This is a genomic window from Rhizobium sullae, assembly GCF_025200715.1.
GTDB classification, from domain to species: domain Bacteria; phylum Pseudomonadota; class Alphaproteobacteria; order Rhizobiales; family Rhizobiaceae; genus Rhizobium; species Rhizobium sullae.
Window position 1 is genome coordinate 3966822 of sequence record NZ_CP104143.1, and the last position, 15508, is coordinate 3982329.

Consider the following 15508-nt stretch of genomic DNA (forward strand, 5'->3'; position numbering starts at 1 on the left):
TCGGCGTCATCATAACGCTGGAAGATTTAGAGCCAGGCTCTCTTCCGGCAAGCCGTGCCAAGCTGGAGCAGCTGGTAAGGCTGGAGCCCGCAATTTCCGGGTGGCAATAGCCGGAGGGCGGGATAGGGTCGTGCCAGTAGATGGAGAGGTGCATGAAGAAGCCTGGATCGATGAAATCGCTCGAGGATATGGGCCGGGCGCGGCTTTCGAAGAATTTCTTCTTCCGCGATTTCCTGCATTCCGAGATCGCCGATTTCTATCGAATTCCGAACATTCCCGACGACCCGGACCTGGCGATCGAGGCGGGCAGGCGGCTTTGCGAGGAACTGCTCGAACCGCTTCAGGCAATGTTCGGCAGATTGCACATCCGCTCGGGCTACCGTTCCGCCGCCGTCAACGAGTTCGGAAACAAAAACAAGCTCAATTGCTCGACCAATGCATCAAGTGCCGCGGACCATATCTGGGACAGGCATGATTTCGATGGCTGCATGGGGGCGACGGCCTGTGTCGTCGTACCCTGGATGATCGATACTTATCGCGATGAGGAAGAGTGGCAGAAGCTTGCATGGTGGATCCACGATCATCTGCCCTATTCATCGCTCTGCTTCTTTCCGAAGCTATGGGCCTTCAACATCCAATGGCACGAGCGGCCAAAGCGTGTGATCCAAAGCTATGTGCGGCCGCGCGGCACCAAGCCTGGTATGGCGAATTGGCAAGGTGATCATTCGAAGTTCTACGAGGGTCTTCCGCGGCTTAGAAACTGATGCGGTAGCGGATGTGTCCATCGCTTTCGACATAGCTGTCGTAGAGCGCACGTGCCGTCTTGTTCTGTTCGTTGGTGTGCCAGTAAAGCCGCGACCAGCCGTTCTGCTTGCAGAGAGAAACGAGGTCATCCAGCAGCGCCCGGCCGACCCCTTTGCCGCGGGCGGCAGAATCGACGAAGAGATCTTCGAGATAGCAGTCCTTGTCGCGAATCCACGTACCTTCATGCGTCAGCGATAGGGTGAAGCCCATCACCTTTCCATCGACTTCCGCAACGCGCATGAAGATTGCCGACGCCGGATCGAAAACCCGACGCCACGTTGAATCGGTAATGTCCTTATCGACCGTCACTTCGTAGAAGGCGAGATAATCCTTCCAGAGTCCGCGCCAACGCGCTTCGTCTTCCGGTCTCGCATCGCGGATTGTCACGGTCATGTCATTCCCCCTCAGGAGCCAGCTCGGTCGAGCAGTCTCATTGCTTCGTCGGAAAGCTCCAGTTCAGCCGCTTTTACAAGGCTGTCGAGCTGAGAGGTGCTCGTAGCACTGGCGATCGGTGCCGTCACGCCTTTCTTGTTGAGCAGCCAGGCGAGCGAGATCTCTGCAGGTGTTGCACCCGTCTCGGCGGAAATCTGATCAAGTGCGGCAAGAATGCGCATGCCCTTGTCGTCGAGATATTTCGAGACCCGGTCCTCGCGGGCCTTGCCCTTCGTATCGGCTTTGCTGCGGTACTTGCCGGTGAGAAAGCCGGCTGCGAGGCTGAAATAGGTGATGACGCCGATATCTTCCTTGACGCAAAGATCGGCAAGCCGCCCTTCGAAGCTGGAGCGCTCATAGAGATTATATTCGGGCTGCAGCACATCGTAGCGAGGAACGCCAGCCTTCTCCGCGGCATCGAAGGATGCCTGAAGCTGGCCGGCATCAAGATTAGAGCAACCGATCGCTCGGATCTTGCCCTGCTTTTTCAGCTTGGCAAAGGCGCCGAGCGTTTCTTCATAAGGCGTATTTTCGTCTGGCCAATGCGAGAGGTAGAGGTCGATGTAATCGGTCCCTAGGCGGCTAAGCGAATCCTCCACGGCCTTCAGGATATATTGCTCTTTCAGCGTCCTGCCTTGGCCCATGTCGGAGCCGACCTTGGTGATGATGACCGCCCTGTCGCGGGAAACCTTTCCGTTCTTCAGCCACTTGCCGATGATCTCCTCTGAATCGCCGCCCTTGTTGCCGGGCACCCAGGATGAATAAACGTCGGCCGTATCGATAGTGTTGAGACCCGCGTCGAAGAATGAATCGAGAATATCAAACGACGTTTTCTGGTCGGCGGTCCATCCGAAGACATTGCCGCCGAAGACGATAGGCGAGATTGAAAGACCTGTTTTTCCAAGCCTGCGCATCTTCATGGCGTTCTCCTAAAATGCTGATTTGATTGAAAGTGCGGATGCGACAGAGCGCCGCGGGGAGTAAACTAACGCAGGTTCCGGCAGAGGAAAACCAAACTTCCGTGATTTGCGCGCGCGCCATTGCGTCGCTCGCCACCCCTGAATAAGCTTGCGCCCATTCAAGCTCTGGGAGGCTAAGCCATGCTCCGTTTTGGTATCATTTCGACGGCAAAGATCGGCCGTGAACTCGTCGTTCCGGCCATTCAGGACGCGGAAAACTGCGTCGTCACCGCAATTGCCAGCCGCGACCTGAAAAAGGCCCGAGAGATGGCCAGCCGCTTTTCCGTACCGCATGCTTTCGGTTCCTATGAGGAGATGCTCGCCTCCGATGTGATCGATGCCGTCTACATTCCGCTGCCGACGTCGCAGCACGTCGAATGGACCATCAAGGCGGCAGACGCTGGAAAGCATGTCCTTTGCGAAAAGCCGATCGCACTCAATGCCGGCGAGATCGACAGCCTCATTGCTGCGCGCGATCGCAATAAGGTCCTGATTACCGAAGCCTATATGGTGACCTATGCGCCGGTCTGGCGAAAGGTCCGCTCGCTGATAGCCGATGGTGCGATCGGCAAGCTGCGCCATGTCCAGGGTGCCTTCACCTATTTTAATCGCGATCCCGGCAACATGCGCAACATTCCCGCACTCGGCGGCGGCGGCCTGCCCGATATCGGCGTTTATCCGACCATCAGCACGCGGTTCTCGACCGGCAAGGAACCGGTGCGCATCCAGGCCGTCACCGAACGCGACCCGGAATTCGGCACCGATATTTATTCGAGCGTGAAGGCCGACTTCGGCGATTTCGAGCTGAGTTTCTACATATCCACCCAGATGGCAAACCGCCAGGTCATGGTCTTCCACGGCACCGAGGGTTACATCGAGGTGAAGTCGCCCTTCAACGCCGACCGCTGGGGGCCGGAGGAACTGGAACTCGCCAACCGCAGCCACAACGAGTCGACCATCTTCCGCTTCCAGGACAGCCGCCAGTATAGGCGCGAAGCTGAAGCTTTTGCCCGCGCTGCGAAGGGCGAGAAGGAAGAGGTGGTGACGCTCGAAAGCTCGAAGCTGAACCAGAAGGTGATCGACGCGATCTACCGCGCCAGCGAGAGGGACGGCTGGCAGCCAGTTTGATTATTTGCGAAACGCGAGCCGCAGGTAGCCGAAAATTGCAAAGCACAGTGTGGCGGTGGAGGCGAGAGCCATCGCCGCCAACGGCTGCAGAGACGGCAATGCCGTTACGAGCGTGGCGTAGAGGCCTTGGTTCAGAATTGCCGCGATTATTAGGATTGCGGCAAGGCCAGGGCGTTCTGTCGACAATCGATTGCGTGCTTTAAGATCGATGCGGTGCAGCAATGCGAGCGTAATGGCAAGTGCTGCAAGAAGGCTCAGTGTCCGCGCGAGAAGCGGGCCAAACGCCGCATTCAGCAGCAAATGGAAGAGTAGCGCGTCTATCATCAGTCCGAGCAGCAACAATGCGATAAAGCGCAGGAACAACAAAATTCGATTGGAAGAACTGTCAGCCATTGATCGCCAGCATGCCGGCTATGATGAAAATGGCGCCAATGACGTAGCGTACAGTAAGAGCCTCTCCGAGAAAGACCTGCGCTAGCAAAGGAACGAAACAGAAGGTCAGCCCCATGAAGGAGTAGGCAATCGTCAGAGGGACGGCTTTCAGGACGTAGATCCAGATAATCGTTCCGAGGGCGTAAAGGAGCAGTGCTGCGAGCAGCACGGGATTGAGAAGCAGCGCAAGGATATTGCGGACATTGAGTTCGCCTGCGGTCGCGCTCGTCAGTTTGAACAGCACCTGACCCGAGGCGATCAGCAGCGGCGTGCCGATAAGGCCAATCCACGTGCTCGCTGAAAAAGTGGAAAGCATCGAACCGTCCTTCAATCCGCTGCACCTCTTTCTTCCGAATAGAAGATGTCGCGGCCTATATCCTCGCAGACGTAGACTGAAGGCACCGGTTGGACAGCTCTCAGGAAGGAGTGCGTATAAGGGAAGAAGTTGAAGTGCGGGTTGAACGTGTAGCGGTATTCGCGCTCACGCGGCACAACGATGATGAGGCGGCGTCTTGCAATCCGGCGCAGTTCCGCGATCGCCCGCCGGTAGTCGAGAATATGCTCGATCACATGTGTGCAGATGACCGTGTCGAATTCCGCGTCTGCAAAGGGGAGGGTTTCGACCTTGGCGGCGACATATTCAATGCCGGAAAGGCGCGACGCGTCGTCTATCACGAAGTCGACGCCTGTGAGGCGATGGAGGTCCGGATGCGCCGACTGAATGCGGCTGAGCAGCGCGCCGGTGCCGCACCCGATGTCGCAGACAGTCTCGCCCTCGATCGATCCGAGGATGCGACGGATGCAGGCTACCGAATTGTCAGTGCCTTCGTGAACGCGGGGATGATTGCGGTAAAGCTCGGCATACTCTTTTTCCGAAAGGAATGGCGCGCGCTCGCGGAAGTTCGCTAGATGGGTGATATGGGCGCCCCAGACGCGCTGTGCAGCCCAGCGGAAAGCACCTGAATCGCGGATAAACGGCGGTAGGATATCTTCCAGCACGAAACGGATGCGGTTTGTGGTTTCTCTATTCATGGAAGTGGCGTCACCTTGAGCGGAAGCAATCAAGCGATACGGGCGGTCTTGCCGCTTCGTGCGGCGTCGATGGGTTTTTCCGGCATCGCACCCTGACTCAGTGCGGCGACGTTGATGTAATGGATGCGCAACTGCTCGGCACGCGAGCGGGCGACGGAGTCAAGGATCAGGCCGGCGGTGAAGACCATGAACGAGATCATCATCAGCGCCATGGAGAGGACCCATGTCGGCATGCGGTTGACGAGGCCTGTTTCGAAATACTCCGCCAGCACGGGCGTCATGAAACCCATGCTCGAGAGCATGAAGAACGCGCTGATAAGCCCGAAGAAGGCAAAGGGCCGTGTTTCCTTCATCAGCATGGCAAACATCCACAGAATCTTGCCGCCATCCTTGAAGGTTGAAAGTTTCGAGTGCGAGCCTTCCGGGCGCCGGCCGTAGTCGAGTTCCAGTTCGGCGACCGGCAGCTTGAGCCGCGACGCGTGAACGGACATTTCGGTCTCGATCTCGAAACCGCCGGAAACGGCTGGGAAGCTTTTGGCGAAACGGCGCGAGAAGGCCCGGTAGCCTGAGAAAATATCGGTGAAGTCAGGGCCGAAGATCGTGCGATAGAGAATGTTGAAGATGCGGTTGCCGAAAGCATGTCCGTCGCGTCCTGCGTCCGCATGAACGCCGCGCCGCGTTCCGACCACCATGTCGGCGCGTTCGGTCAGCAGCGTGCGGATCAGCTCTTCGCCGTCTTCCGGCGCATAGGTGCCGTCGCCATCCGCCATCAGATAGATGTCAGCGTCGATATCGGCGAACATGCGGCGCACTACATGACCCTTGCCCTGACGCCGCTCGCGAACGACGGCGGCGCCTGCGAGCATGGCGTGGAGCGCGGTCCCGTCGGTCGAATTGTTGTCGTAGACGTGGATCTGGGCATGCGGCAGTGCCGCTTTGAAACCGCGGACGACTGCGCCGATCGTTGCCGCTTCGTTATAGCAAGGTAGCAGCACAGCAATATTCAAGCTCTCTGGCGGCAATCGCGTCATGATCCTACCCACCGTTCTTGGTCGGCGAGCAGTCTAAAACATCCATTATTAATAAGACGCTATAGCGCAGACAGAGACCGTGGCTACTTTTGGTGCGCTTTACTCTTTCTTGATTCACGAAGGCTAAAGTCCGTCGAGTTCAAGACGGACAGTATCCCAATGACGAATGTTGCAGAGATAACCGGCAGGGCCACTTCGGCATTTTCGCTGACGAAGCTGCGAACCTTGCTGACGCGTCTCTGGCCATCCGTCCTGATTTACAGCGGTGTGCTGATCGCGGCGATAGCAGCCATGAGGCTGCCGAATGCCACGGACTATGTCGGCCCTGACAACGATGACGGCATGCGGCTTGTCGAGGCGCGCGACCTGCTTGCTGGCCAAGGCTGGTTCGATCTCATGCAGTATCGGCTTGGTGTCGGCGGAACGCTGATGCATTGGTCGCGACTCGTCGACTTGCCGCTTGCCTCGCTGATCAGGTTCTTCGGCCTCTTCCTGTCGACAGAAAAAGCCGAGACTGTTGCACTTGCCGTTTGGCCGCTTTCGCTCATTATCCCTCTGATGCTCGCCATGGCGATAGCTGCGCGCCGCATCGGCGGCATCGCGGCCATGCACATTTCGCTGGGCCTGACTGCTCTGACGGTGATGACAAGCGGCCGGTTTCTGCCGGGCGCAATTGATCATCATAATGTGCAACTCTGCCTCGTCGCCATGATGATTGCGATGTTGCTCGATGAGAAATATCGCGCCTGGAGCTATACCATCGCGGGATTCTGTGCCGCTCTTGCAATTGCGATCGGCGCCGAAACGACACCGGTCGTTGCGGCCGTCTGCATCACGGTCGCGATTTCCTGGGCCTGGCACGGGGAAATCTATGCGGCGGCGGCAAAAGCCTTCGGTCTATCCATGGCGCTCTTCATCAGCATTTTCTTCTTCGGTACGATTTCCCCCAGGCTGTATTCAACTGTAACCTGCGACAGCCTCTCGCTTGGCTTTTACAGTCTCTCCGCGATTGGCGGAGGGCTGCTCCTAGCCGTGGCCGTTTGCGCCAGCCACCTGTCGCGTTCTCTGCGTTTTGTCGCTCTTGCCGGTGTTGGCGCTATTGTCGCCGTATCCGCGCTCGTGATCGCGCCGCAATGCTTGCATAATCCAATGAACGATCTCGATCCCATGCTGATCGAGCTATGGCTTAACGGTATTTCTGAGGCGCGGTCGATCATTGCGATGGGGCGTACCGAGCCCTATTCGCTTGGTGCCTTTTATGCCGTTGGTCTACTTGGTGTCGGCACCTGCGTCTTCCGCATCTTTCATCGCGATCGTGTGGAGATTCATCTGATCCTGCTGCTCCTGCTGGGGGTGAGTTGGGCGATTGCACTTGTGCAGGTTCGGGGCGCCGCCTTCTCGAATATGATTTCAATCCTGCCGCTCGCGCTGCTGATTATCGATATGCGCCGGTTTTCGAATGGCGAACGGGAAAATATCGCTGCGGCTCTTTGCTATATCATGGTCGTGCTGGCGAGCGTGCCGGCTGCGTGGGCGGTGGCGGGTGGCTTTGTCGAGATGCAGCGCAAGACGCCGGAAGAAAAACAAAATGCCGCGAAGGAGGATGACGAAACGAATTCCTGCAAGTCCAGAGATGCTGTGGCGCCACTCAACACCATACCAGTTGGCATGATCGCGGCTTCTTCGGAAATGGGTGTTCCAATCCTGCGGTTCACCGGCCAGCACGTTTTGACCGCGCCGTATCACCGGAATCCGCAGGGCATGCTGACCGAACTTCATATCGGTCTTTCCGACCCAAAGGAGGCGGAAGCCTTCCTGCGCGGGGCCGGCGTCACTATGCTTGCCTTTTGCAAAGACGACCCCTTGACCGCCGCGCTCCGGAAGTTGAAATCGGAAGGGCTCTACGCTCAGCTCGCGAAGGGTAATATTCCCTCTTACCTACGCCCTTTCGCCAAAGCCAAGAGCGTCGAATACTATCTCTTCAAGCCGGTGGATTGACAGGCCGCTCTGCAAAATCCTTGACGCCTAAGGCTGATCTTTCCCTCCGCTTTCGCTAGAAAGGAAGGATGAGCAACGTCTTCGACACCGATTCGCCCACGAACCTGACGGAATATTCGGTCTCCGAGCTTTCGGGATCGATCAAGCGCACGGTCGAAACCGCCTTCGATCAGGTGCGGGTGCGTGGCGAAATTTCCGGCTATCGCGGCCCGCATTCATCGGGTCATGCCTATTTCTCGCTGAAGGACGATCGCGCACGTATCGACGCCGTCATCTGGAAGGGCACATTCTCGCGGCTGAAGTTCCGGCCGGAAGAAGGCATGGAGGTAATCGCCACCGGCAAGGTGACGACTTTCCCTGGCTCATCGAAGTACCAGATCGTCATTGAAACGCTGGAGCCAGCCGGTGCCGGCGCGCTGATGGCGCTGATCGAGGAGCGCAAGCGCAAGCTTGGTGCTGAAGGTCTTTTTGACGCGGCGCGCAAGAGGCGGCTGCCGTTCATGCCGAAGGTCATCGGCGTCGTCACGTCGCCGACGGGCGCCGTCATTCGCGATATCCTGCACCGCATTTCTGATCGTTTTCCCGTCCATGTTATCGTCTGGCCCGTCAAGGTGCAGGGCGATGGTTCCGGCGAGGAGGTGGCGAATGCCATCCGCGGTTTCAATGGCTTTCAGCCGGGCGGCGAAATGCCGAGGCCGGATGTGCTGATCGTCGCCCGCGGCGGCGGCAGCCTCGAAGACCTCTGGAGCTTCAACGACGAGATCGTCGTGCGGGCCGCTGCTGAAAGTGAAATTCCGCTTATCTCCGCGGTTGGCCACGAGACGGACTGGACGCTGATCGATTATGCGGCCGATGTGCGTGCGCCGACGCCGACGGGTGCTGCGGAAATGGCCGTTCCCGTCAAGGCCGAACTGGAGGCGCAGGTTTCGGCACTTTCAGCTCGTCTGCAAGGCTGTACAAGCCGCCAGATGGATCACCGGCGGCAGGCGGTTCGCTCGCTGGTGCGGGCGCTGCCGTCGCTCGATCAGCTGCTTGCGATGCCGCGGCGGCGCTTTGATGAGGCAGCGGCGGGCCTCGGCCGCGGGTTGGAACTCAACACCATCAATAAACGCCGGAGCTTTGAGCGCACTGCCTCGCATCTGAGGCCGGACGTGCTTTCTAACCGCATTGCCGAGCACCGCCAGATACTTGCCGAGCGAATGACGCGGGCGGAGCGCATGGTGGAGCGATTGATCGATCGCTCTAAGTCCCGTGTCGGCCGCGCCGATGTCGTGTTTGCCTCCCTGCCCATGCGCTTGAAAACGCAGACGGCGCGCATGCGCGACCATCTGGCAAACTTGTCCCGTCACGCCGATACCGCTGTCCGCCATCAGTTGACACGGGCAAGGGGCGAGCTTTCGGCACAGGACCGCGTGCTGCAGTCGCTCTCCTACAAAAACGTCTTGAAGCGCGGTTATGCAGTCATCCGCGACGATGAAAACCGGCCGGTATCGCAGGCCGCGGCACTTTCAGCCGGCAGCGGCATTTCGATCGAGTTTGCCGACGGCCGCGTCGGCGCCGTGACGACCGAAGGCGGTGCGCCGCCGAGGAAACGCTCGCCGAAGCCGGAACAGCCGACCGCGCCGCCGAAGCAGGGCAGCCTATTCTAGTCTAGGACAACCGATGCGTATCCTCCTGGTGCTTGCTCATCCGCTCGAAGAGAGTTTTGCCGCCTCTGTTGCAAAGACTGCGGGTGAAGCTCTGGCAGAAGCCGGTCATGCGGTTGATGTGCTCGATCTCTATGCCGAGGATTTCGATCCTCGCCTCACGAAGGCCGAGCGTGGCGGCTACTTCGATATCCCCTATGATGCCTCCAGCGTCTCAACGATCGTGGAGCGGCTGAAGGCGGCCGATGGATTGATCCTTGTCTTTCCGCAGTGGTGGTTCAACTTTCCGGCGATCCTCAAGGGCTTCTTCGATCGGGTCTTCGCGCCCGGTGTTGCCTTCTCGCACGATGCGGCCGGCGGGCGGATTGTTCCGCAGCTGACAAATATTAGGCTGCTTTGGGCTTTGACGACGACGGGCTCGCCGTGGTGGCTGGTTCATCTCTATATGGGCAATCCGGTGCGCCGGCTGCTGAAGCGCGGCATCGCGAACGTCTGCTCCAAGCGCCTCAATTTTCGCATGCTCAGCCTGCATGATATGGATCGCGCGACGGCCGCCAAACGCCAAGGTCATCTTGATCGCGTGCGCAAGGCGCTGAGCGCGATCTGACTATTCGAATTTCGCGAGAAATTTGCGCAGCAGCGCGTCGAGCGCTGCCTTGTCTTCATCGCTGAGGTTTTCGACGAGCCGCTGCTGATTGGCGACATGCGCACCGACCGCGGTCTCGACGGCTGCAAACCCTTTCTCCGTCAATGCAATCAGCACGCTTCGCCGATCGTCGGGATTGAGGACGCGCTCGACAAAACCTGCTTTCTCGAGCTGGTCGATGCGGTTGGTCATCGTACCGGAGCTCACCATCGTCATCGCCAGAAGATCGCCTGGTGAGAGGCGATAGGGCGCTCCCGAACGCCGAAGCGTTGCGAGCACGTCGAAGGCGGACGACGAGAGCCCGTGCTGCAGCAGCACTTGTTCAACCTCGCGTCCGAGATGCGTCATCAGCCGCTTGAGGCGCCCCAGGATGCCCATCGCTTCGACGTCGAGGTCTGGCCGCTCACGTTGCCATTGGGACAGGATTTTATCGACGCGGTCCATCGCTTCCTCAACTTCGATAAACAAGCGATAGCACAAGATGTCTTGACGTCAAGATAAATACCACTATGTTGAATATTATCTTGATGTAGAGATTCTTGATATGAAGAAAAATAGCACTTATGCGGCCGATGTCCTGACGACGGCCATTGCTCCAGCCATCTGGGGCAGCACCTATTTCGTAACGACCGCGTTCCTGCCTGCCGGCTATCCACTGACTGTTGCAATGCTGCGCGCCTTGCCTGCGGGTCTCTTGCTTCTTGTCACCGTCCGCCGCTTGCCGTGCGGCATCTGGTGGAGCAGGGTCTTCATCCTCGGCGCGCTGAACTTCTCGTTCTTCTGGGCAATGCTTTTCGTCTCCGCTTACCGGCTTCCGGGCGGCGTTGCGGCAACGGTCGGAGCCGTCCAGCCGCTGATCGTCATCGCGCTATCGCGCGTCTTTCTTGGCAAGCCGATCAAGCTTTTTGCCGTCCTTGCAGGTTTGGCCGGAATGGCTGGGGTTGCACTGCTGGTGTTAACACCCAAGGCTGCGCTTGATCCGATTGGTGTTGCCGCGGGTCTCGCAGGCGCCGTCTCGATGGCTTTCGGCACGGTGCTGACGCGCCGTTGGGCGCCGCCGGTCTCGAACCTCACATTCACGGCATGGCAATTGACCGCCGGCGGGCTTTTGCTCGTGCCGGTCGCGCTGATGTTCGAACCGGCTCTTCCGGTGCCGACGGCGGCAAATGTGCTTGGCATGGCCTATCTGGGATTGATCGGCGCCGCCTTCACTTACGTCGTGTGGTTCCGTGGCCTGTCGAAGATCGAGCCGTCGGCGGCCGCGTCGCTCGGCTTCCTAAGCCCGCTCGTCGCGACGCTTCTCGGCTGGCTGGCGCTCGGCCAAAGCTTGACGCCCGCGCAGCTCTTCGGATTCGCGCTTGTGCTGGCGAGCGTTTGGGTCAGCCAGAGGGCGATGGCGCCCGTCAGGCCCATTCTCCCTGCCGCATTACCGGAACCCGCGAGCCGTCCGGCTTGACCCCGTCGATATCCACCTCGTCCGAGCCGATCATCCAATCGATATGGATAAGGCTGGAATTGCCGCCCTGGGCCTTGATCTGATCCTGGCTGAGCTGCGCGCCACCCAGGAAGCACTTCGAGTAGCACTGGCCGAGCGCGATATGGCACGAGGCGTTTTCGTCAAAAAGCGTATTGTAGAACAGGATGCCGCTCGCCGAGATCGGCGACGAATGCGGTACGAGCGCCACTTCGCCGAGACGCCGCGCGCCTTCGTCGGTATCGAGCACCTTGTTCAATACCTCCGCGCCGCGCGAGGCCTTGGCCTCGACAATCCGGCCCTCTTCGAAATGAACCTGGATCTTGTCGATCAGCGTGCCTTGATGCGAGAGCGGTTTGGTGCTTGAGACATGGCCCTCGACGCGCAGCGCGTGCGGTGTCGTGAAGACCTCTTCGGTTGGGATATTCGGGTTGCACGTGACGCCGTTCTTGGCGGCGGAGGCACCGCCATGCCACTCGTGACCGTCGGCAAGGCCAACGGTCAGGTCGGTACCCGGTCCCTTGAAATGCAGCGCGGCGAAGCGCTGGCCGTTCAGCCAGGATGAGCGTGCGGCAAGGTTCGCGTTGTGCTCCCTCCACGCTGAGACCGGATCGTCGAGATCGACGCGCGAGGCGGCAAAGATTGCCTTTGACAGTTTCGCGACCGCAATCGGCTCCGGATCGTCCGGAAATACGACCTTCGCCCAAGATGGGTTCGGATAGGCAACGATGTTCCAGTTGATGTCGAAGTTCGAGATCTTTTCGAGCGCCGGCTTATAGGCGGTGGAATTCGCCCGGTTCGCGCGGCCGACCTTGTTCGGATCCTGTTCGGAAAGCAGCATTGGATTGTCGCCGGCAATTGCGAGGCGCGCCGCGCCATTTTGATAGGCCTTTGCCATACCTTCGTAGAGCCAGCCGGAGGCACGGTCGAAGCCTTCGTCGCTGCCGTATTGATAGCGGGCAAGCGTCGTCTCTTCGTCGGAATAGAACGTCGTGACGAGACCAGCACCCGCCATATAGGCATGCTTGGTGATCAGGCGAACCAGCGGCATCGCGACAACTGGAGCAGTAATCACCAGATCCTGCTCCCTCTGAAGTTGCAAGCCGACATTGACAGCGACCTCCGCGAGTTTCTCCAGCTTGATCGGATCGACGGAATTCTGACTCTGGGGCATGAACGTCATGGCCGGCTACCTCCTGAAATCGACTCTCTGAAGATGCCAGACTTAGACCCCTTTACAGCGAAAATGAAGCTCGGGCGGCCGATTTTGCGAACGAAGGCCACGGGATTCCATGAGGTTTCGCCACAATGTTTTCTGCGGATGCTTGGATTTCTGTGAGCATCCATGCCGGAAAATGGCAATTGCCGCGCTGCCGTGTCTCGCACCCCTTGCATTCGCCGGTAAAGTTCTGCCATTTTGCCTGTCCACTCCTCCGGCCCGGAGCCGGACAGCATCTTTCGGCGCGTCTTGCGTGCCGGGCAGTAACGGTCGAAAGCGGTAGCATCCCATGCGTATAACTATTGAGCGGTCAAACCTTTTGAAGTCGCTGAACCACGTTCACCGCGTGGTCGAACGTCGCAACACGATTCCGATCCTGTCCAATATCCTGCTGCGCGCAGATGGCCAGAACCTTGACATGAAGGCGACGGATCTCGACCTCGAAGTGACTGAAGCCACGCCCGCCAATGTCGAGCAGGGCGGCGCCACGACGGTTCCGGCGCATCTTCTTTACGACATCGTGCGCAAACTGCCAGACGGTTCGGAAGTTCTATTGGCGACATCGACGGATGGCGGCTCCATGGCTGTCCAGTCCGGCCGCTCGAAATTCTCGCTGCAGTGCCTGCCGGAATCCGATTTCCCGGACCTCACCGCCGGCACCTTCACGCATTCCTTCAAGCTGAAGGCGGCCGATCTCAAGATGCTGATCGACCGCACGCAGTTTGCGATCTCGACCGAAGAAACGCGCTACTATCTGAACGGCATCTTCTTGCACACGATCGAAAGCGACGGGGATCTTAAGTTGCGCGCCGTAGCGACGGATGGCCACCGCCTTGCACGCGCCGACGTGAAGGCGCCTTCCGGCTCCGAAGGCATGCCGGGCATCATCATTCCGCGCAAGACGGTCGGCGAACTGCAGAAACTCATCGACAATCCCGATGCGGTGGTCACGGTCGAAGTCTCGGATGCCAAAATCCGCCTCAGCATCGGCTCGATCGTCATGACCTCCAAGCTCATCGACGGAACCTTCCCGGATTACCAGCGTGTGATCCCCACCGGCAACGACAAGGAAATGCGCGTCGATTGCTCGACGTTCGCCCAGGCTGTCGATCGCGTGTCGACGATTTCTTCCGAGCGCGGCCGCGCCGTGAAGCTCGCACTTTCCGACGGCCAGCTTTTGCTCACCGTCAACAATCCGGATTCCGGCAGCGCGACAGAGGAAGTCGCCGTCGGTTACGATACGGATGCCATGGAAATCGGCTTCAATGCCAAATATCTGCTCGACATCACGGCGCAGCTTTCCGGCGATCAGGCGATTTTCCTGCTGGCCGATGCGGGCTCGCCGACGCTTATTCGCGATACCGCTGGCGACGATGCACTTTACGTTCTGATGCCGATGCGCGTGTAAACGCGCGTAGCATTTGCCGTGCAAAGTTTGCCGATTGCGACGTTTGGTCTTGTTTTTGCGCCAGAGGATTGCAAATAGAGAGCTGGCGGTTTGGTGCATTATTCGTGGAGGACGGCATGGCGTTGCGGCTGAAAGAACGGCTCGGCAAGAAGTTCGATGAGGAGATCCGCTTCTTCAAGGGCATGATGCAGGGGCCGAAGACTGTCGGCTCCATCGTCCCGACCTCCTCCATCACCGCCCGCAAGATGGCGAGCGTCATCAACCTGAATTCGGGGCTTCCGGTTCTTGAACTCGGCCCCGGTACGGGCGCCATTACCAAGGCGATCCTCGGGCGCGGCGTGAAGCCGGAGAGCCTTGTCGCCATCGAATATTCGACGGACTTTTACGAGCATCTCGTGCGCCTCTACCCCGGCGTCCACTTCATCAATGGCGACGCCTTCGACCTCGACAAGACGCTCGGCAACCTCAAGGATCAGACATTCGATTCCGTCGTTTCGGCTGTCCCGCTCCTGAACTTTCCGATGCAGGCGCGCTCTGCGCTTCTCGAAAGCTTGCTCGACCGTATTCCGGCCGGTCGGCCGGTCGTGCAGATTTCTTATGGCCCCGTCTCGCCGATCATCGCGCGGCCGGAGCGTTACCACATCCAGCATTTCGATTTTATCGTCCGCAACATCCCGCCGGCCCAGCTCTGGATCTACAGACGCGGCTGAAATGTACGGGCTGTATATCACCCACCCACAAGTGAAAATCGATCCGAACGTCCCGGTGCCCAGATGGGGTTTATCGGAGATCGGCGAGGCGCGCGCCCACAAGGCGGCTGAAAGCGCTTGGGCGAGGCAACTGCGCCGTATTGTTTCGAGCGATGAGACGAAGGCGATCGAAACCGCGGAAATCTTCGCTACTGCGGCGGGCGTGGCCATCGAAATCCGGGACGGCATGCACGAAAACGACCGTTCCGCGACCGGCTTCTTGCCGCCTCCGGAATTCGAAAAAGCGGCCGACTGGTTCTTCGCCCATCCGCAGAACAGTTTCAGGGGCTGGGAGCGTGCCGCCGATGCGCAGCACCGCATCGTTTCGGCCTTTGAAACCATTCTCATCGATCACGATCCACGCGAGCCGATCGCCTTTGTCGGGCATGGTGGCGTCGGCACGCTGCTGAAATGCCATCTTGAGAGCCGCGCCATCGCGCGCGATCGCGATCAGCCGCCCGGCGGCGGCAACCTCTATTGTTTCAGCCTTGCGGACCGGCGCTTATCATGCGACTGGACGCCCATGGAAAACTGGCAGGGATGGATGTGA

Annotated in this window: 17 protein-coding genes; 9 read left to right on the forward strand and 8 right to left on the reverse strand. The window is 59.1% G+C overall.

Annotated features, from left to right (window positions below):
- The first annotated feature begins 152 nt into the window (after positions 1–152).
- Complete coding sequence (locus tag N2599_RS19620) at positions 153–764, forward strand: hypothetical protein (protein ID WP_027510579.1); 612 nt, start codon at positions 153–155, stop codon at positions 762–764.
- Here N2599_RS19620 and N2599_RS19625 read toward each other — a convergent pair.
- Together N2599_RS19625 and N2599_RS19630 are read right to left on the reverse strand one after the other, a co-directional pair.
- Positions 754–1197: a GNAT family N-acetyltransferase gene (locus N2599_RS19625; protein ID WP_027510580.1), complete on the reverse strand. Its 444-nt coding sequence runs from the start codon at positions 1195–1197 to the stop codon at positions 754–756. The genes N2599_RS19620 and N2599_RS19625 overlap by 11 nt on opposite strands.
- A gap of 11 nt (positions 1198–1208) precedes the next feature.
- Positions 1209–2156 carry an aldo/keto reductase gene (locus tag N2599_RS19630; protein ID WP_027510581.1) on the reverse strand — a complete coding sequence of 316 codons (948 nt, stop codon included), beginning with the start codon at positions 2154–2156 and terminating at the stop codon, positions 1209–1211.
- Positions 2157–2336: 180 nt separating this feature from the next.
- On the opposite strand from N2599_RS19630, the gene N2599_RS19635 reads away from it, so the two are divergent.
- A complete protein-coding gene (locus N2599_RS19635; RefSeq protein ID WP_027510582.1) occupies positions 2337–3323 on the forward strand; it encodes a Gfo/Idh/MocA family protein in 987 nt (328 codons plus the stop codon).
- Here N2599_RS19635 and N2599_RS19640 read toward each other — a convergent pair whose 3' ends face one another.
- From N2599_RS19640 to N2599_RS19655, 4 genes are read right to left on the reverse strand one after another with little or no spacing between them, the layout of a single operon-like run.
- Positions 3324–3716, reverse strand: coding sequence for a hypothetical protein (locus tag N2599_RS19640; protein ID WP_051336587.1), 393 nt, complete (start codon positions 3714–3716; stop codon positions 3324–3326).
- Positions 3709–4071, reverse strand: a complete 363-nt coding sequence (locus tag N2599_RS19645) for a DMT family transporter (RefSeq protein WP_027510584.1) — start codon at positions 4069–4071, stop codon at positions 3709–3711. Before N2599_RS19645 ends, N2599_RS19640 begins: the two co-directional genes overlap by 8 nt.
- Positions 4072–4082: 11 nt before the next feature.
- Positions 4083–4787, reverse strand: a complete 705-nt coding sequence (locus N2599_RS19650; protein WP_027510585.1) for a class I SAM-dependent methyltransferase — start codon at positions 4785–4787, stop codon at positions 4083–4085.
- Positions 4788–4816: 29 nt separating this feature from the next.
- Positions 4817–5818: a glycosyltransferase gene (locus tag N2599_RS19655; RefSeq protein WP_027510586.1), complete on the reverse strand. Its 1002-nt coding sequence runs from the start codon at positions 5816–5818 to the stop codon at positions 4817–4819.
- 159 nt (positions 5819–5977) lie between these two features.
- On the opposite strand from N2599_RS19655, the gene N2599_RS19660 reads away from it, so the two are divergent.
- From N2599_RS19660 to N2599_RS19670, 3 genes are all read left to right on the forward strand, one after another.
- Positions 5978–7816, forward strand: coding sequence for a hypothetical protein (locus N2599_RS19660; protein WP_027510587.1), 1839 nt, complete (start codon positions 5978–5980; stop codon positions 7814–7816).
- Positions 7817–7884: 68 nt separating this feature from the next.
- Positions 7885–9465: an exodeoxyribonuclease VII large subunit gene (xseA, locus tag N2599_RS19665; protein ID WP_027510588.1), complete on the forward strand. Its 1581-nt coding sequence runs from the start codon at positions 7885–7887 to the stop codon at positions 9463–9465.
- A 13-nt stretch (positions 9466–9478) separates the two neighbouring features.
- Complete coding sequence (locus tag N2599_RS19670; RefSeq protein ID WP_027510589.1) at positions 9479–10069, forward strand: NAD(P)H-dependent oxidoreductase; 591 nt, start codon at positions 9479–9481, stop codon at positions 10067–10069.
- Here the strand turns inward: N2599_RS19670 and N2599_RS19675 are convergent, their stop codons facing one another.
- The gene (locus N2599_RS19675; RefSeq protein ID WP_027510590.1) at positions 10070–10552 is read right to left on the reverse strand and encodes a MarR family winged helix-turn-helix transcriptional regulator; all 483 of its coding nucleotides are present in this window, start codon (positions 10550–10552) and stop codon (positions 10070–10072) included.
- Between the two features lie 100 nt (positions 10553–10652).
- Between N2599_RS19675 and N2599_RS19680 the strand changes: the two genes are divergently transcribed.
- Positions 10653–11564: an EamA family transporter gene (locus tag N2599_RS19680; RefSeq protein WP_027510591.1), complete on the forward strand. Its 912-nt coding sequence runs from the start codon at positions 10653–10655 to the stop codon at positions 11562–11564.
- Here the strand turns inward: N2599_RS19680 and N2599_RS19685 are convergent.
- Positions 11512–12765, reverse strand: coding sequence for an aminopeptidase (locus N2599_RS19685; protein WP_027510592.1), 1254 nt, complete (start codon positions 12763–12765; stop codon positions 11512–11514). The genes N2599_RS19680 and N2599_RS19685 overlap by 53 nt on opposite strands.
- A gap of 325 nt (positions 12766–13090) precedes the next feature.
- On the opposite strand from N2599_RS19685, the gene dnaN reads away from it, so the two are divergent.
- From dnaN to N2599_RS19700, 3 genes are all read left to right on the forward strand, one after another.
- Entirely contained in the window at positions 13091–14209 is a 1119-nt protein-coding gene (gene dnaN, locus N2599_RS19690) for a DNA polymerase III subunit beta (RefSeq protein ID WP_027510593.1), read from the forward strand.
- A 116-nt stretch (positions 14210–14325) separates the two neighbouring features.
- Positions 14326–14919, forward strand: coding sequence for a phospholipid N-methyltransferase PmtA (gene pmtA / locus N2599_RS19695; RefSeq protein WP_027510594.1), 594 nt, complete (start codon positions 14326–14328; stop codon positions 14917–14919).
- A 1-nt stretch (position 14920) separates the two neighbouring features.
- Entirely contained in the window at positions 14921–15508 is a 588-nt protein-coding gene (locus tag N2599_RS19700) for a histidine phosphatase family protein (RefSeq protein WP_027510595.1), read from the forward strand.

What these genes read in the sequence shown, in the direction of transcription:
- N2599_RS19620 (WP_027510579.1), top strand. Translation starts at nt 153, where the DNA reads ATGAAGAAGCCTGGATCGATGAAATCGCTCGAGGATATGGGCCGGGCG.
- N2599_RS19625 (WP_027510580.1), bottom strand. Translation starts at nt 1,197, where the DNA reads ATGACCGTGACAATCCGCGATGCGAGACCGGAAGACGAAGCGCGTTGG.
- N2599_RS19630 (WP_027510581.1), bottom strand. Translation starts at nt 2,156, where the DNA reads ATGAAGATGCGCAGGCTTGGAAAAACAGGTCTTTCAATCTCGCCTATC.
- N2599_RS19635 (WP_027510582.1), top strand. Translation starts at nt 2,337, where the DNA reads ATGCTCCGTTTTGGTATCATTTCGACGGCAAAGATCGGCCGTGAACTC.
- N2599_RS19640 (WP_051336587.1), bottom strand. Translation starts at nt 3,716, where the DNA reads ATGGCTGACAGTTCTTCCAATCGAATTTTGTTGTTCCTGCGCTTTATC.
- N2599_RS19645 (WP_027510584.1), bottom strand. Translation starts at nt 4,071, where the DNA reads ATGCTTTCCACTTTTTCAGCGAGCACGTGGATTGGCCTTATCGGCACG.
- N2599_RS19650 (WP_027510585.1), bottom strand. Translation starts at nt 4,787, where the DNA reads ATGAATAGAGAAACCACAAACCGCATCCGTTTCGTGCTGGAAGATATC.
- N2599_RS19655 (WP_027510586.1), bottom strand. Translation starts at nt 5,818, where the DNA reads ATGACGCGATTGCCGCCAGAGAGCTTGAATATTGCTGTGCTGCTACCT.
- N2599_RS19660 (WP_027510587.1), top strand. Translation starts at nt 5,978, where the DNA reads ATGACGAATGTTGCAGAGATAACCGGCAGGGCCACTTCGGCATTTTCG.
- xseA (WP_027510588.1), top strand. Translation starts at nt 7,885, where the DNA reads ATGAGCAACGTCTTCGACACCGATTCGCCCACGAACCTGACGGAATAT.
- N2599_RS19670 (WP_027510589.1), top strand. Translation starts at nt 9,479, where the DNA reads ATGCGTATCCTCCTGGTGCTTGCTCATCCGCTCGAAGAGAGTTTTGCC.
- N2599_RS19675 (WP_027510590.1), bottom strand. Translation starts at nt 10,552, where the DNA reads ATGGACCGCGTCGATAAAATCCTGTCCCAATGGCAACGTGAGCGGCCA.
- N2599_RS19680 (WP_027510591.1), top strand. Translation starts at nt 10,653, where the DNA reads ATGAAGAAAAATAGCACTTATGCGGCCGATGTCCTGACGACGGCCATT.
- N2599_RS19685 (WP_027510592.1), bottom strand. Translation starts at nt 12,765, where the DNA reads ATGACGTTCATGCCCCAGAGTCAGAATTCCGTCGATCCGATCAAGCTG.
- dnaN (WP_027510593.1), top strand. Translation starts at nt 13,091, where the DNA reads ATGCGTATAACTATTGAGCGGTCAAACCTTTTGAAGTCGCTGAACCAC.
- pmtA (WP_027510594.1), top strand. Translation starts at nt 14,326, where the DNA reads ATGGCGTTGCGGCTGAAAGAACGGCTCGGCAAGAAGTTCGATGAGGAG.
- N2599_RS19700 (WP_027510595.1), top strand. Translation starts at nt 14,921, where the DNA reads ATGTACGGGCTGTATATCACCCACCCACAAGTGAAAATCGATCCGAAC.